The organism is Planctobacterium sp. R6 (assembly GCF_055755215.1).
The window spans coordinates 1-14,955 of sequence record NZ_JBVTQY010000045.1 but is presented as its reverse complement, the minus strand read 5'-3'; the positions used below and the strand labels follow the sequence as shown (position 1 = coordinate 14,955).

Genomic DNA, 14,955 nt, shown 5'->3' with positions numbered 1-14,955 from the left:
AAGTGGAGTGGTGTCCTGATGCTGGAACAAAAACAAATTGACTATGAAAGGATAGAAAACGCTATTCATTTTATTCGTGAGAATTTCAAGGAGCAGCCCTCGTTGGCGTTAATTGCAAACGCTGTAAACCTCAGTCCGTTCCACTTTCAACGGATGTTCAGTGAATGGGTTGGCGTTAGTCCCAAGAAATTTATGCAATATATTAGTTTGGATTACGCCAAAACGTTGCTCAATAATCGTTTGACACTGCTTGATGCCGCATATGAAACCGGGTTGTCTGGTTCGAGTCGCTTGCACGATCTTTTTGTCAATATAGAGGCAATGACGCCGGGTGAATTTAAAAGTGGCGGTGCAAATTTAATCTTAAATTATTGTTTTGCTATTAGTCCTTTCGGCAAAGTGCTGGTTGCATCAACGCCTAAAGGAGTATGTCACATGTCCTTTGAGGAAAACGAAGAAAAGGCATTAAGTGAACTGAATGCCCGCTTCCCTAATGCCGAACTGCATCAAATTAATGACAAATTTCAACAGGACGCACTGCTTATTTTCCAAAAAGACTGGCGCCAAATGGCACAAATAAAGTTACATCTTGCCGGTACCCCTTTTCAGTTAAAAGTGTGGGAGAGTTTGCTGAAAATCCCGATGGGAAAGCTCTGCTCTTATAGCGATATAGCCAGAAACCTGAGTAAACCAAAAGCTTCTCGTGCTGTGGGCTCTGCCATTGGAAATAATCCAGTGGCGTTTTTAATTCCATGTCACCGGGTCATCCAAAGTGGCGGTCAAATTGGTGGGTATAAATGGGGGAACAACAAGAAAACGGCGATCATCGGCTGGGAGGCTGCACGAACAGCCCAATCAAATGACTGACTTAGCCAATCGCATCGCTAAAATCAACTGGCAGAACATCAGGGATGAAATGCATCGGGTTGGTTACGCAATTGTGCCGGGATTTTTCAGCCAGCAACAATGTGTAAGTCTGATCAATTTGTTTGAGAATGATGACCTCTATCGCAAAACTGTCCATATGGAACGCCATCGTTTTGGCATGGGAACCTACCGGTACTGGGATTATCCATTACCCGATATAGTCAGCATCATGCGGGAGAAACTGTATCCTGTACTGGTTCCAGTTGCCAATTTGTGGATGGCGCAGTTGCAGCTTGAGACACGATTTCCCGATACCTATCAGGAGTTACAGGCGCAATGTCAATTAGCCGGCCAACAGAAACCGACACCATTGATTTTAAAATATGGTCAGGGCGGATTTAATACGTTGCACCAGGATTTATACGGTGAGGTCTATTTCCCAATTCAGGTTGCATGTTTTCTGAACGAGCCAGAAAAGGACTACACAGGTGGTGAATTTGTTTTGACAGAACAAATTCCCAGAGCTCAATCCAGGGCAATTGTACTCAAGCCAAAATGCGGTGATGCGCTATTTTTTACTACAAAATTTCGGCCCGTCCAGGGTACAAAAGGGTATTACCGGGCCCATATGCGCCATGGTGTCAGTCAGGTGCTGAGTGGCCACCGCTACACCATGGGCGTCATCTTTCACGATGCAGTAAATTGACTTGTGGCTTACCTCGAACATAGGCAAGTAACCTTTGGACGCATGCGGCAAGGCGGTTTGTGGTTCAATAAATCTTTGATTAATAATACACAAATGGTAAAGCATGCTACCAATTTATGTATTGGAATCTGTTTCTTATCGAGACTGTGTCAGCAAAGATGAAATCGATGTGAACGGGAAACGTCAGAATGGCGATAACAGAGTAGTGGACAGCAGTGCTTAACCGCCGCCCGGCGTGGTGTTAATTTAAGCAGTTTTGAACTGTACTTGTGATAATGAAAACTATTATCAATTGGGTGGTGTTTTTTTTGCCTTTGTAAAAATGAAAAATCCTTTAAAAACAACGTAATAGATTGATTTGCTGGATCATAAATTCGCTGAATGATGCGCATTAGTCTAATGCTTACTCACGGGCTAAAAATCAGGTATCCTATGCGCCATCTTTTTAACTTATCTCCATGAGTTTTTTTAATGAGCTTGTATTCCGAATATTCCAAAGAAATCGAAACCCGTAAACAGGAACTTGGCCTGCATCCTAAGCCGATTGACAGTGCTGAATTACTGGCGGAAATTATTGACCAAATCAAAGATGCTGCGCATCCGGATCGCGACGATTCACTGCAATTTTTGATTTACAATACACTGCCAGGTACAACAAGTGCTGCGGGTGTAAAAGCGAAATTTTTGAAAGAAATCATTCTTGGAGAGGTTGATGTTCAGGAAATAACTCCCGAATTCGCCTTTGAATTATTGTCACACATGAAAGGCGGCCCTTCTATCGAAGTGCTTTTGGACCTTGCGTTAAGTGACGATCTTAGCGTTGCCAAACCTGCGGCAGAAGTATTAAAAACCCAGGTGTTTTTGTACGAAGCCGATACTGAACGATTGGAAACCGCTTATAAAGCGGGCAATGAAATCGTCAAGGATATACTGGAAAGTTACGCTAAAGCAGAATTTTTTACTAAGTTGCCAGACATTGATGAGAAGATTGATGTCGTGACTTACATTGCCGCGGAAGGTGATATCTCAACAGATCTTCTGTCACCCGGTAATCAAGCCCACTCTCGTTCAGACCGTGAATTACACGGCAAATGTATGATTTCTCCGGAAGCACAAGCCGAAATTCAGGAACTGCAAAAACAACACCCTGATAAAAAAGTGATGTTGATCGCTGAAAAAGGCACCATGGGCGTTGGTTCTTCCAGAATGTCAGGGGTAAATAACGTGGCTCTTTGGGCCGGTAAACAGGCCAGCCCCTATGTGCCCTTTGTGAATATTGCCCCTGTCGTGGCAGGCACAAATGGTATTTCCCCTATCTTTTTAACCACTGTTGGTGTAACCGGCGGTATCGGCATTGACCTGAAAAACTGGGTCAAAAAACTGGATGACAATGGCAAGCCGGTACTGGACGCCAATGGCGATCCGATCCTGGAAGAAGTCTATTCGGTAGCCACCGGTACAACGCTGACAATCAACACTAAAGAGAAAAAACTCTACAGCGGCGACAAAGAGCTGGTGGATATTTCTTCTTCGTTTACGCCCCAAAAAGTCGAGTTTATGAAGGCTGGTGGCTCTTATGCCATTGTCTTTGGTAAAAAGCTACAAACCTTTGCGGCAGAAACTCTGGGCGTAGAGCCGCCGATGGTGTTTGCACCCTCTAAAGAAATTTCCAATCCGGGACAAGGGCTTACCGCCGTTGAGAAAATTTTCAACAAAAATGCGGTGGGTGTGCTGTCTGAGGAAGCCCTGCACGCTGGTTCAGATGTACGGGTCAGAGTCAACATTGTTGGCTCCCAGGATACCACCGGACTGATGACTTCTCAGGAACTGGAAGCCATGGCGGCTACTGTTATATCTCCGAGCGTTGACGGAGCCTATCAGTCAGGCTGTCACACTGCGTCTGTTTGGGATAAAAAGGCGCAGGCAAATATTCCTAAATTAATGAAGTTCATGAACAAGTTCGGTCTGATCACTGCGCGTGATCCTAAGGGTGTTTACCACGCCATGACCGATGTAATCCACAAGGTACTGAATGATATCACTGTGGATGACTGGGCTATTATCATCGGTGGTGACTCCCATACCCGAATGTCAAAAGGTGTAGCGTTTGGTGCCGACTCGGGTACGGTTGCGCTGGCACTGGCCACTGGCGAAGCTACCATGCCAATCCCGGAATCTGTCAAGGTAACCTTTAAAGGTGAAATGAAAGATCACATGGATTTCCGTGATGTTGTACATGCTACTCAGGCACAGATGTTAAAGCAGTATGGTGAGAACGTGTTCCAGGGACGCGTTATTGAAGTACATATCGGAACCTTACTTGCTGACCAGGCGTTTACCTTTACTGACTGGACTGCAGAAATGAAGGCTAAAGCGTCAATCTGTATTTCAGAAGATGACACCCTTATTGCCTCACTAGAGCTGGCCAAGAGCCGTATCCAAATCATGATCAACAAGGGCATGGAAAACGAAGCCGGAACGCTTAATCACCTAATTTCACTGGCTGATAAACGCATCGCAGAAATTAAGTCAGGTGAAAACCCGGCGCTGGCACCTGATGAAAGCGCCAAATACTTCGCTGAAGTAGTGGTAGATTTGGATCAGATTGATGAGCCAATGATTGCTGATCCGGATGTTAACAACGAGGATGTATCCAAGCGTTATACCCACGATACCATCAGACCAATCTCCTACTATGGCGGTGTTAAGCAGGTAGATTTGGGCTTTGTTGGTTCTTGTATGGTTCACAAAGGGGATATGAAGATCATTTCCCAAATGCTGAAAAACCTGGAAGACCAAAATGGTAGCGTAGAATTCAAAGCACCATTGGTGATTGCGCCACCTACCTATAATATCGTGGACGAGTTAAAAGCCGAAGGCGACTGGGAACTGCTTAAGAAATACTCCGGCTTTGAGTTTGATGATGCGAAACCAAAAGAAGCGGCGCGAACTCAATATGAGAATATCATGTACCTTGAGCGTCCCGGATGTAACCTTTGTATGGGTAACCAGGAAAAAGCGGAAAAAGGCGACACTGTGCTGGCGACATCAACCCGTTTGTTCCAGGGCAGGGTAGTAGAAGACACTGAAGAGAAGAAAGGCGAGTCGCTGCTTGCTTCAACACCTGTGGTGGTCTTGTCGACTATTCTGGGGCGTACTCCCAGTATTGAGGAATACAAAAATGCAGTCAGAGGGATTAAATTGACTGATTTTGCGCCGCCGGTTGAAGAACTCAGTGCTAAGCCTAAGTTTCAGCCTGATGTACCGGTAAAGGTTATTGACCAAAACGCGGTGTAATTACACCGCAGTTATCGGTTTATCATAATGATTAATTCGGTAGCCACTGCGGATTTGCTGCATGGGTTACCGGATTATATTCTGCCCCCGTGTTAGCGGTCATGATGACCACTAACTACTGTGCTCCTCATTCAATGCCTGACGTCAATCCGGAACCTTAATATTCAGGTTGTCTTTGAAGGCGGTATCGGGATCTGCACCATATCGACGACCTTTATCCAAGGCGTTTATAGCGGTTAATTCGTTGTCGTCCAGCTCAAAGCCCCCAGGCCTTAAATTACTTTCAATGTTTTTCAACGTTTCCGATTTTGGAATAATGATCCGCCCTTGTTGCAGGTCCCATTTCAGGATGACTTGCGCGCTGGACACGCCATGGTTTTTAGCAATTTTCTGAATAACGCTATCTGACACCGGTTTTTCTTCAACCGCGACACCACTCCAACTGCCTGATCCCAAAGGTGACCAGCAAGACACCACTATTCCTTGTGATTCACAGTAGCGGGTCAGATCGCGTTGTTGCAGGTAGGGGTGAACTTCAAGTTGGTTGTACACCGGTTTTACCTCAGCAAAGCTCAGAATCTGTTCTATATCCGATTGTCTGAAATTTGATAACCCTAAGGAACGAAGGTAGCCATCAGCCTGTAACTGCTCCATTGCTTGCCAGGTAGGTTGTGTCATAGTCGGGTTGGGCCAATGCACCAGATAGAGGTCAACGTAGTCCAGTTGCAATCGCTCCAGTGAACGATGCAAAGCCGCGCTGGTTTGTTGGCGACCTTGCTCGCTATCCCAAACTTTAGTGGTGACAAAGAATGCTTCGCGCGGTATGCCGGATTCTTTTATCGCTTGTCCGACACTGCGTTCATTGCCATATACCGAAGCGGTATCGATATGGCGATAGCCAGCTTCAATGGCACTTAATACAACATCTTTAACATAAGCATCATCCTGTTGCCACTGACCGATTGCGGCAGTGCCAAAACCAATTTGAGGAATGGTCAATCCATTATTAAATTGTATCGATGGGGTTGTCATAAATTCTCCGTTAGGCAATTTTTGTCATTTCCTGCAATTCAAAATTGATGATTGCACCTGAGATTTTCTTGTTAAAAGCAGTTATTGCTTCATTTTGCATATGTGTTTGCCATGCTTCGCGATTGCTCCAAAGTTCAATGAAGGTGAATCGGTTGCTGTGTTCATTGTCCTGGTGCAATTCATATAAAAGGCAACCTGCTTCTTTTCTGGAAGCAGTTACCAGCTCCAACATGGCCTCTTTTACGTCTGCCAGTTTTGCCGGATCAACGGTTGGCCGTGCTATCACTGTTAACATGTTTGTGTTCTCCTGAATTATTTAACCGCTTGCCAATAACCTTCCAATAAGGCCTGAGTTTGAATGGCCAATGCCATACTATGCTGCGCTGCCTTGCCAATGGGATCACGGGCAATACTGGCAAAGTTCTCGATCAGATAAACTGCCTGCGGCTTTTCCGATGAGGTGGATTTGTACTGCCATTCTGCCGGCGTTTGCATTGCCGTGCGCTTAACATACCCAACCTTGTGAGTTGCATCGTTAAACGCAAATCCGGAATGCCAGTCCAATACAAAATCATCCATGTGAATCATGCCAGTCTGTCCCAGTACATCCAGATCCATGACACATACGCCTGCGTTGTATCCAAAGTCGAAAGTACTGGTTTTTCCGTCTTCAAACGCAATATGACCACTACCACGTATAATTGCGCCGGTTTCCGGATCTCGGACCAGGCTGCCACTGACTTTATTGACTGCCGTTTCAGGCTTAAGGTATTCAGTGATCGCTCGCATTGAATACCAGGCCATATCACCGACAGCCCCTGTAGGCTCTTTTGACGGGTCAAAGCGAATGTTGGTTTTATCCATGAACGGAAAAAAGAAACTGCTGCGCAGTGCCTGCGGAGACCCAATCTCCGACTCCAATCCCGTTCCGCTGAGGAACTTGCTGCGCGGATGATGAGTAAAGTGTGTCGCATCCATAAAGGCCACTTTGTTTTGCTTAGCTGCAGCTACAATACGTTCTAATGAGGCCAGGCTGACAAAGGGTTTATCAACCAGTAGGTGCTTTTGTACATTAGCTGCTGCAATTGCAATTTCCTCTTTTACAGATGTAGGTGTCGCCACATATACGGCATCAACTTCACCCGAGGCTAACATTTGCGCGGTACTGGTAAACACCCTGGCAATGTTGTGTTGTGTGGCAAAGGCTTGTGCTGATTCATAGCGGCGACTGGTAACGCCGGCTATGGTGGCATTGCTGGATTGTCGAATGGCGTCAACGATGACACCGGCAATCATGCCGGAACCGATAATTCCAATGTTTAGGTTATTCATACTCTATGTGCTCAAAGTGAAACTGTGGTGCCATTGTGGGATAGTCTTTGATATTCTTGAAATGAATTGTTTTCATATGAGTGATTAAAAAATTGAATGTCTTTGCCCGGGACCTCAATGCGTTGTTGGTGTTCAGCGTGCTTTACGAAGAACGTAATTTAACCCGTGCCGCTGAGCGGTTGGCGTTAAGTCAACCTGCCCTCAGTCACAGGCTGAATAAACTGCGTCAGGAATTCAATGATCCGCTATTTGTGCGGGCTGCTCGTGGCCTGACTGTCACCCCGACTGCCGAAACCTATGCACCATCTGTGCAACGCCTGGTGCGGGAACTGGAAGGTCTGTATCAGGAACTCGGGCAGAGTGACTTCCTGCAAAGCACAGATAAAGTAACCCTGTATTCCACCGATCTGGTGGAACATATCCTGATATCTGAATTGTTGGGGCGAACCCGTCAGGAAGCCCCAAACCTGCAAGTTGCATTGCGTGACACGCACGGAAAGCTGCCAAAAGAAGCGTTGCAAAATGGCCAATGTGATATTGCGATCGCAGGATTTTTCAATGATATTCCCGGTGGGTTTTATCAACAATTTTTGTGTTCTCATGCGTTTGTTGTACTCGCTCACAAAGAAAACCCCAGGATAAAAGCCGGGCTCAATCTGGAAGAGTATATTGCCTGTCAGCACGTTATTGTCACCTTAAGTGGCGCGTTGGAGGGTAAAGTGGATGAGATCCTGAAAGGCCTGGGCAAAACGCGTAAGGTGCTTGCCGGATATTCAAGTTTCCTGGCGCCACTGGATTTACTTGCGCAACAAAAAGACTTGTTGTTTACCTGTGTTAAACCGGTTGCCGATATCGCTGTTAAGCGCAACAACAACTTTGTTTATTATGATTGTCCGATTGCGCTGGCGAAAGTGGATTACGTGCAGATTTGGCATGAGCGTACTCACCAGGACCCACTGCGCAAATGGTTGAGATCCGTGATCAAACACATAATGACACCGCCATAATCCGGTTTTTACACAGCAGACTTTTCCTGGACTATGGTGGAGGATAAAAACAGGTCGATAAACTCTGAAGCCTTAATTGCGACCGCCCGGTTATTGGTTTTCCGGGATTGCTGCACAATCTCTGTGGCCCGGGTCAATATGGCATTTTGCCAATCGCAATTGCTTTTGAGTGAAAACATGGTGGCATCGGTAATATTGCTGAGTGCTTTTAATGCGCCATCCAGACCGGAACCGTTGCCCCACTTGTCACCAATGCGTCCCTGGCTGTGTTGTCTGGCGGCAGACAAACTGTGGTTGAGTTGTGCTACTTTGGGACGCCAGGCCAGTAACCTGATGTGGTAATCCCAATCCTGAAACATACTGATAGCAGACCAGAGCCCGGTTTTGATACAGGCTGAACGTCTGAACAATCCCGAATCTGTTCGCCACTGGCTTTTGTTGATAAAGGCAATCACCAGCTCATCATGGCAGGAGTAACTTTTTCGCCCTCCCACGTACACCGGACTTTGCCAGTCCGGCTGCTCAGAAAACTGAATGGTTGGAGACCAGACAAAATCCAGGGCTTCTGCGTTTAACTGTGCCACCTGCTTATTCAGTTTCTCAGGGTGAATGACATCATCAGAATCCAGAAACTGGATAAATTCTCCCCGGCAGAGACGCAATCCTGCGTTGCGGCACAAACTGGCATTGCAGTATTGATGATACTGATAATGGATACGCAATTCTGGGGAACCCCATCGCTTTCTGAATTGCTCCACAACTTCCCGGGTATCATCCTGTGAAGCGTCGTCCATGATGAGTATTTCGATGGGGCGATACGACTGTTGCACCACCGAATCTAAAGTGGCCTGTAGCAACTGTGCCCGGTTGTGAGTGGGGATGATCACGGACACTAAACCGTTGACGTAGTGTGTATTTATCCCGCTTTTTGAGTGGTGCATTGTTCATATTCCTTGATTCGTTGCATTAAATTCTTTTCGAACACCCGGGCAAGTATCGCAATAACTTTTTTGCGATCTCCTGGACTCCAGCAGGCCCGGTTTTCCAGTCCATAGCCTGCGGCCGTTTTATTGGCATCGATGATGTAAAGCTCACCACTCTGCTTACAGCGCATAACGTCCAGCTCACCGAGATCCATGCCGATGGTTTTGCTAAACAGCAACATATTTTGGATTTCCTGTGGACTTAACACGTCCGTGGCAGGCATGGGGGTTAATTTATGTCGCTTGCATTGGCGGATATCGTCGGTGGGGTAATCCCGCTGCGATACATAAACCAGTGGGATCTCGCCCAGAATAACCGGAATGCGATATTCAATTTGAAAACCATTTTCTCTGGTTTCAATGATGCGCTGGTATACCCAATCTTCCTGTATCTCATCCACCGGGCAGTCCACCACAAACCCATGTCTGACAGCATTGCCATCTGGTTTGAATATACACTTGCCTTCATATTTCATTGGGTTTACAAAGGTGGTATGACCGAAAAGTCGGAAAATTGTGTTTTCCACATATTGTTTGCTGATATCGATGCAATCGATATTGATGACAGGTTTGGATTGCGCTATCTCTTTAAGGATGTCAGGGACCTTTAAAAAGGTTTCATCTTCCCATAATACGGCGGCATCAAACGGATTATCCGGTGTTAAGGTTACCGAGTAGTCCAGATGATGGAGTATCACAGCAAGACCATAGGGCTCTTTATCGGGATATGTTGGCGCACAAAATAGTTGCATAGAATTCTCATTGTTATTGGGGGTTCAGTCGAAAAACGTTGCAGCCAACACAGGCATACAAGGTATCCGAATTATTATCGAAAGCCATGTTGCTTATGGCGATAAGGGATGCCGGTAGCTGTTTTGCCGCCAGCGGAGATGACAGCGCGTTACCGGACCAGAAAACAGCCGGTTTGTTTGATCTATTGTCAAAGGCTAAAACTGCTATTTGGGTGCCAGGGCTTGCGCTAATTCGGGTCACACTGGTATCGGCGGGTACAGAATCGATACGTGTGATCAGATGGTTATCCAAAGCAAGGTTAAACAAGCCAACATCGGTTCCCAACCAAAAGTTGCTCTCGTCGACGGAGTAAATAGTCAAAACATGCGCATTCTCAAAATCGGAAAGGTCTTCGCCGCTGAGTTGTAATTCCTCTACATGGCTGGTCGCCAGCCACAGACTGGTCTTTTCTCGTCTTGCAGCGGCAGTATGATCCTGAAATCGGGCTGGGTTTATATTATTAAATGCCACCAGGGTTTGCGCTTGTGGGTTGGTTGCAATGGCGCTGACCGGTCCTGATGGTATTGCCGGGTAAGAATAGGTTTTTTCGGCTTTTTGGGTTTGTTGATTGACCCTGGCCAGTCCACAGCGGGTGCCAACCCAGATACCCTGATTAACCGGGTTGGACAGATCCGTAATATGTCTTGAGGGCAGGCCGTTTATGCGATTCTCTTTGTCAGGTGCAATCGCGACATGGTGTGAATTTAACGCTTCTATGTACAGGCCCTCTTCATCAGAGCCAACCCAAACAAACGGGTTTTCCTCCTGCTGTGCCATAGACAGGAAAGGGCGGTGTGCTACTTCTATGGTAACGGCAACCTTATTGCTGCTTTGTGCTGCGGCAACAGATTCCGGACGGCCGGTTACAATCCAGGGGGAATTTACGGCAAATTCTGTCGCAAAGTGCTGGGCACCCGCTGTGAAATTCTGCAGGTAGCCGGCCCCTTTTCCACGCAGTGATAACCAGAATACCCCGCCTCCCTGCGATGCAATCCACAGGTCGCCTTGCTCGTCGAAGGCCAGTGAGGTTAAGGGATCGGCACCAAAATCGTTGATTGCAAGCTGTTCTGTGGATAAACCATTCAGGCGATACAGTGTGCCGGTACTGTCTGCAATCCAAACATTATTATCTGCAATTGCGATAGAACTAACTTCTGTGGTGAGTGTGGCGATTGTTGCAAACTGCTGACCACCCCGTCGTCGGTAGCAAAGTCCTTTGTCTGTGCCGACCCAGGCTGTTCCCTCTGAGTCCACTGCGATTGCTGTGACGTTTTGCGATGGCAGACCATTGTCTTTGCTGTACTGAATCCAATGATCGCGGGACTCTTGTTGAAACAGCCCATTGTTCGTTGCTATCCAAAGATTGTCAGTCTGATCAGAATAAATCGCTGATATTGATTTTTGGGCAAACTCGGAGCCATGAATTGCCGCTATGCTTTGCGCTGACTCCGACCAGCAACAAAGGCCTTTGTCGGTGCCAATGTATAGTTTTTTGTCTGCTTTGTTCGCAAGCAAAGCCGTTACGTTGTTACTGGTTAATCCGTTATCTTTTGTGTAGAAACGCCATGTTTGGGTGTCGATGTTGTAATGTATAAGTCCACCATACGCACCAACCCAGACTTCATTTTCCCGCAATTGCGCAAGACACTGCACATTGTTGTTTGGCAGGTTGTCGGCACTACTGAGAGTCAACCATTCGCCATTTTCAAGATTGTAGCGACTGATTGCTCCCCAGGTACCAATCCAAACGTGTTTAGTGCCACTTTTAATCACTGACATGGTGTAGGTGTCAGCGAATTCAGACGGTGTTGTATAGGTTTGCCAGGTTTGCTGCCCCGGGGTGTAGCGACTGACACCGCCCCCCCAGGTCGCAATCCAGAGGGTGTTCCTGGAATCCTGAAAAAGCCCCCAAACCATGTTGTCAGTTAACCCATCTGCTTGCGTTAACGTCAGGAAAGCACTGGCTCCTGTCGCGTAGTTGCTGTCACCGAGGAACTTGCTAATGCCGTTTCGGGTTCCGGCCCACAGTCCACCCGTTTCAGACCATGAAAGCGTTTGTACCGTATCAGAACCTAAACCGGACTGGGTATTGAACGTTTGCCAGTGTTCATCATGACTGTAATAACAAATTAATCCCTGATTGGTGGCAAACCAAACCTTGTTATCCCGGTCGCTGGTAATGGCGTTGATGGAGGTGTTTTTCAGGTAGTGGACCCATTGTTGACTGGCAGATTCATAACAGGAAACCCCCTGGGTGGTACCGGCCCATATGTTGCCGAATTGGTCCTGATGCAATGCATTAATATTATTGCCGGTTAAACCATTTTGGGTGTTGTAGATGGTCCAGTCTTCGGATGACAGGCGGGACAAGTCGGCCCCGTTCGCCAGCACTGCGATACCACCGCCGTTAGTGCCAAACCAAATATTTTGGTGGGCATCCTCCAGCAGTGACCAGACGGCATTATCAGGCAACCCGTCCGACACAAACAGACTGGTCCAGGTCCTGGTTGCAGGGCAGTAGCAACTGGAGCCGTCTGCCGTGCCAAACCAAATCCTGTTGCGCCGGGTTTTTAACATGGCGCGAATATCGGGATTCGCCAACCCATCAACTTCAGTGAATGTTTGCCAGCGATGTAAGTCAGGTTGAAAATAGCTGACACCACTGCCGGATGTTGCTATGTAAAATCCGTTGTGTTCATCTTCCAGTACAGCGGTTGCTTTCGCGTTAGCAATACCGGCAGCAAAAAACTGAATATCAATGGGCGTGGCATTCATCATAGTAGACCTACTTCATCGACTGTTGTAGCGATGTCGCTTTGCGATTCATCAGATCGTCGTAATAGGCTTCTCGCTCTTTTTGGGTCAAATCTGACGAAGCTACGGGGTCTACGAAAAAGCCGTTGCCGCCAATACCAAAACCCAAAAAGCTCATGTCTTGTCCTGCCACCTGTGCATTGCCATGACAACCCATGCAGCCGCCCATGGTCCATTTGGCCGCACCGATAGTGTTGTTTTGCGGTGCCGGAGACACATTAGGACCCGCAGCGCCTTTGTCGTTGCCGGGTAAAGCGCGGTTGTTGGTAAAGGTTTCCTGATTACTTTCGTTTGGATTCACCACAGTTCCTGTGAACAATTGCAGGCCCGGTTGGCTACTTTCTACTACGATATTGGCCAGATAGTAATCAAGCGGCACAGTGCCATTGTTGTCTGGATAACTGGTTGGAACGGCTTGTACGCCTTTAAGGCGATAGTTGCGCCAGACCGAATCTGCAGGCATCAGCGCTGCCACCTGATTGTTCACGTCATTCACTTCTGAGCTGATGGTTTTTAAACGCTTCACCGGAAATCTGGAATCGTCGGCTGCGCCTGCTGCAGGTAAAGTATAATCTGTGCGCACGTTAGCCGCACCAGATTGTCCAGAGGCGTTCACTGAGTAGGCACCATAGGCATTGGTTTGTGCAGGTGAGTCGTCACCGTAGGCTAGAGTTGTATACGACAAATCAATTTCCGGATCGATGATTTTACCTTCTGAAGTCACCACTGCATCCACATGTTCAAAGGTGGTAAAGATAAAGGTTTGGTAATTGTTGGTTTTCTGAATGATGTGCAATGCGATTAGCGCAAACTTATCGGTGACAGGTGCATAATCTTCAGCGTTACCCATGTAATAAGTGGCTTCCACCTGGTGGAACTTAGTGGGGTCGACATTTTTCATATCACTGACCCGGCGCCAGGCAGATTTCACCTCTATCGTGGAAACTGTACTGGCCTGATCACCGGTGACAACCGGGTGTGGAAATTCCAGGCTGGATGGCGCAAATCGTGGCGCGTTGATATCCCAGACGTAATTCAGTTCTACATCGTTGACTTTGGCCATAAACAACACCGGGAAATCCGGATCATTGCCGTGGCTGTAGTACAGCATGTTTTGGCTAACCTGATTATTTTCATCCAGGTTGACATAATTTGCGCCTGTGATGACCTTTTGTGTCGCAGTTCTGTTGTTATTGCTTTCACCCAAATAATAGTAATACGTGGGCGTTTGATTTGCGGGAGAATTCGGTTTGGTACCATCTGCCTTGTAATAAGGAAACGCTTCTGCTCTGTGATAAAAGCTCTGCCATACTGTGGGGTTGGCTTGCGGTTGATAGCCGTCAGTATCATTGAAGTTTCGTGTGGCGTCGGGTTTAGTCCTGCCTGCGCCGCTTTGCAGTGTTGCCGTGGTTGGCTGGTTTGCGGCGATAAATAACCGCCAGGCGTGATTAGCTAATTGGGTTTGACTGGCATTGGCCACCAGTTCATTGGGAAACTGATAGCCGTTGAGGGTTAATTCTGAGGCGGTAATGGCACTGCCATCGTCGACACCACCTTTTCCATTGTAACCTGCGTATGCAGAGCCAGCGGCTAACGCGGCACTTAAAATTGATACGCTCAATATCCTGATTGACGTCTGTTTCATTTCATTCACCTGTAGTGGGTTGCTAAAAGTTCTACTGTTTTGTGTTACGTGCTTCGAGTGGCTGTAATGCTTCGAATATGTGGCTTACGTTCGTTGCGATTTGGTCCTTACCTGAGTTATGACAAGAGAAACAATTGGCGTGAAATACCGCACCATCGATATTATTTTGATACTGGAAAAAGGTTTCCATTGTTGTATTTGCCAGAAATAGGGAACCGCGGAAGTAGGTATCTGTTGGATCATTATGGGCACTGGGTGGGAACATATCCGGATACCCGGTTGGGATTTGACCTTTTGCCGACCAGATACCGCCCACCTGCAGGTAATTACCCCGCAGATCGCCTTTGGCCAGTTTCGACAGAATGGATTTATTGATGGACACCAGATCGGTGTTGTTTTCCAGCCCCCTGTGTCAGGATAGTTGTCGCCTCAGTTTTTCGTATTGTTAGACAGGGGGTGGATGACAGGTTTGAGTGAAAC

At 47.1% G+C, this 14,955-nt stretch carries 12 protein-coding genes; 4 read left to right on the top strand and 8 right to left on the bottom strand.

Features of this window, described 5'->3' with window-relative positions:
- Positions 1-18 precede the first annotated feature (18 nt).
- The 3 genes from AC0J20_RS19950 (at position 19) to AC0J20_RS19940 (ending at position 4,870) form a co-directional block, all read left to right on the top strand.
- Positions 19-867 (top strand): methylated-DNA--[protein]-cysteine S-methyltransferase, encoded by an 849-nt coding sequence (locus AC0J20_RS19950; protein ID WP_473023081.1) that lies wholly within the window; start codon positions 19-21, stop codon positions 865-867.
- Entirely contained in the window at positions 860-1,573 is a 714-nt protein-coding gene (locus tag AC0J20_RS19945) for a 2OG-Fe(II) oxygenase (RefSeq protein WP_473023080.1), read from the top strand. Before AC0J20_RS19950 ends, AC0J20_RS19945 begins: the two co-directional genes overlap by 8 nt.
- Before the next feature lie 471 nt (positions 1,574-2,044).
- The gene (locus tag AC0J20_RS19940; RefSeq protein WP_473023079.1) at positions 2,045-4,870 is read left to right on the top strand and encodes a bifunctional aconitate hydratase 2/2-methylisocitrate dehydratase; all 2,826 of its coding nucleotides are present in this window, start codon (positions 2,045-2,047) and stop codon (positions 4,868-4,870) included.
- A gap of 144 nt (positions 4,871-5,014) precedes the next feature.
- Here AC0J20_RS19940 and AC0J20_RS19935 read toward each other — a convergent pair whose 3' ends face one another.
- Genes AC0J20_RS19935 through AC0J20_RS19925 form a run of 3 tightly spaced genes read right to left on the bottom strand, consistent with a single transcriptional unit; the run spans position 5,015 to position 7,234 of the window.
- A complete protein-coding gene (locus AC0J20_RS19935; protein ID WP_473023078.1) occupies positions 5,015-5,902 on the bottom strand; it encodes an aldo/keto reductase in 888 nt (295 codons plus the stop codon).
- A 10-nt stretch (positions 5,903-5,912) separates the two neighbouring features.
- The gene (locus tag AC0J20_RS19930; RefSeq protein ID WP_229528326.1) at positions 5,913-6,197 is read right to left on the bottom strand and encodes a putative quinol monooxygenase; all 285 of its coding nucleotides are present in this window, start codon (positions 6,195-6,197) and stop codon (positions 5,913-5,915) included.
- A gap of 17 nt (positions 6,198-6,214) precedes the next feature.
- Positions 6,215-7,234, bottom strand: coding sequence for a Gfo/Idh/MocA family protein (locus tag AC0J20_RS19925; protein WP_229528327.1), 1,020 nt, complete (start codon positions 7,232-7,234; stop codon positions 6,215-6,217).
- An 80-nt stretch (positions 7,235-7,314) separates the two neighbouring features.
- Between AC0J20_RS19925 and AC0J20_RS19920 the strand changes: the two genes are divergently transcribed.
- Positions 7,315-8,241 carry a LysR family transcriptional regulator gene (locus AC0J20_RS19920; RefSeq protein WP_473023077.1) on the top strand — a complete coding sequence of 309 codons (927 nt, stop codon included), beginning with the start codon at positions 7,315-7,317 and terminating at the stop codon, positions 8,239-8,241.
- Between the two features lie 8 nt (positions 8,242-8,249).
- On the opposite strand, the gene AC0J20_RS19915 is transcribed toward AC0J20_RS19920, so the two are convergent.
- The 5 genes from AC0J20_RS19915 to AC0J20_RS19895 are packed head-to-tail and all read right to left on the bottom strand — an operon-like array spanning position 8,250 to position 14,857.
- Positions 8,250-9,182 carry a glycosyltransferase family 2 protein gene (locus AC0J20_RS19915; protein WP_473023076.1) on the bottom strand — a complete coding sequence of 311 codons (933 nt, stop codon included), beginning with the start codon at positions 9,180-9,182 and terminating at the stop codon, positions 8,250-8,252.
- Positions 9,158-9,976 carry a hypothetical protein gene (locus AC0J20_RS19910; protein ID WP_473023075.1) on the bottom strand — a complete coding sequence of 273 codons (819 nt, stop codon included), beginning with the start codon at positions 9,974-9,976 and terminating at the stop codon, positions 9,158-9,160. The genes AC0J20_RS19915 and AC0J20_RS19910 overlap by 25 nt, the downstream gene beginning before the upstream one ends.
- A 13-nt stretch (positions 9,977-9,989) precedes the next feature.
- A complete protein-coding gene (locus AC0J20_RS19905; RefSeq protein ID WP_473023074.1) occupies positions 9,990-12,794 on the bottom strand; it encodes a ligand-binding sensor domain-containing protein in 2,805 nt (934 codons plus the stop codon).
- A 7-nt stretch (positions 12,795-12,801) separates the two neighbouring features.
- The gene (locus AC0J20_RS19900; RefSeq protein WP_473023073.1) at positions 12,802-14,475 is read right to left on the bottom strand and encodes a hypothetical protein; all 1,674 of its coding nucleotides are present in this window, start codon (positions 14,473-14,475) and stop codon (positions 12,802-12,804) included.
- A gap of 31 nt (positions 14,476-14,506) precedes the next feature.
- The gene (locus tag AC0J20_RS19895; protein WP_473023072.1) at positions 14,507-14,857 is read right to left on the bottom strand and encodes a hypothetical protein; all 351 of its coding nucleotides are present in this window, start codon (positions 14,855-14,857) and stop codon (positions 14,507-14,509) included.
- Between the last annotated feature and the right edge of the window lie 98 nt (positions 14,858-14,955).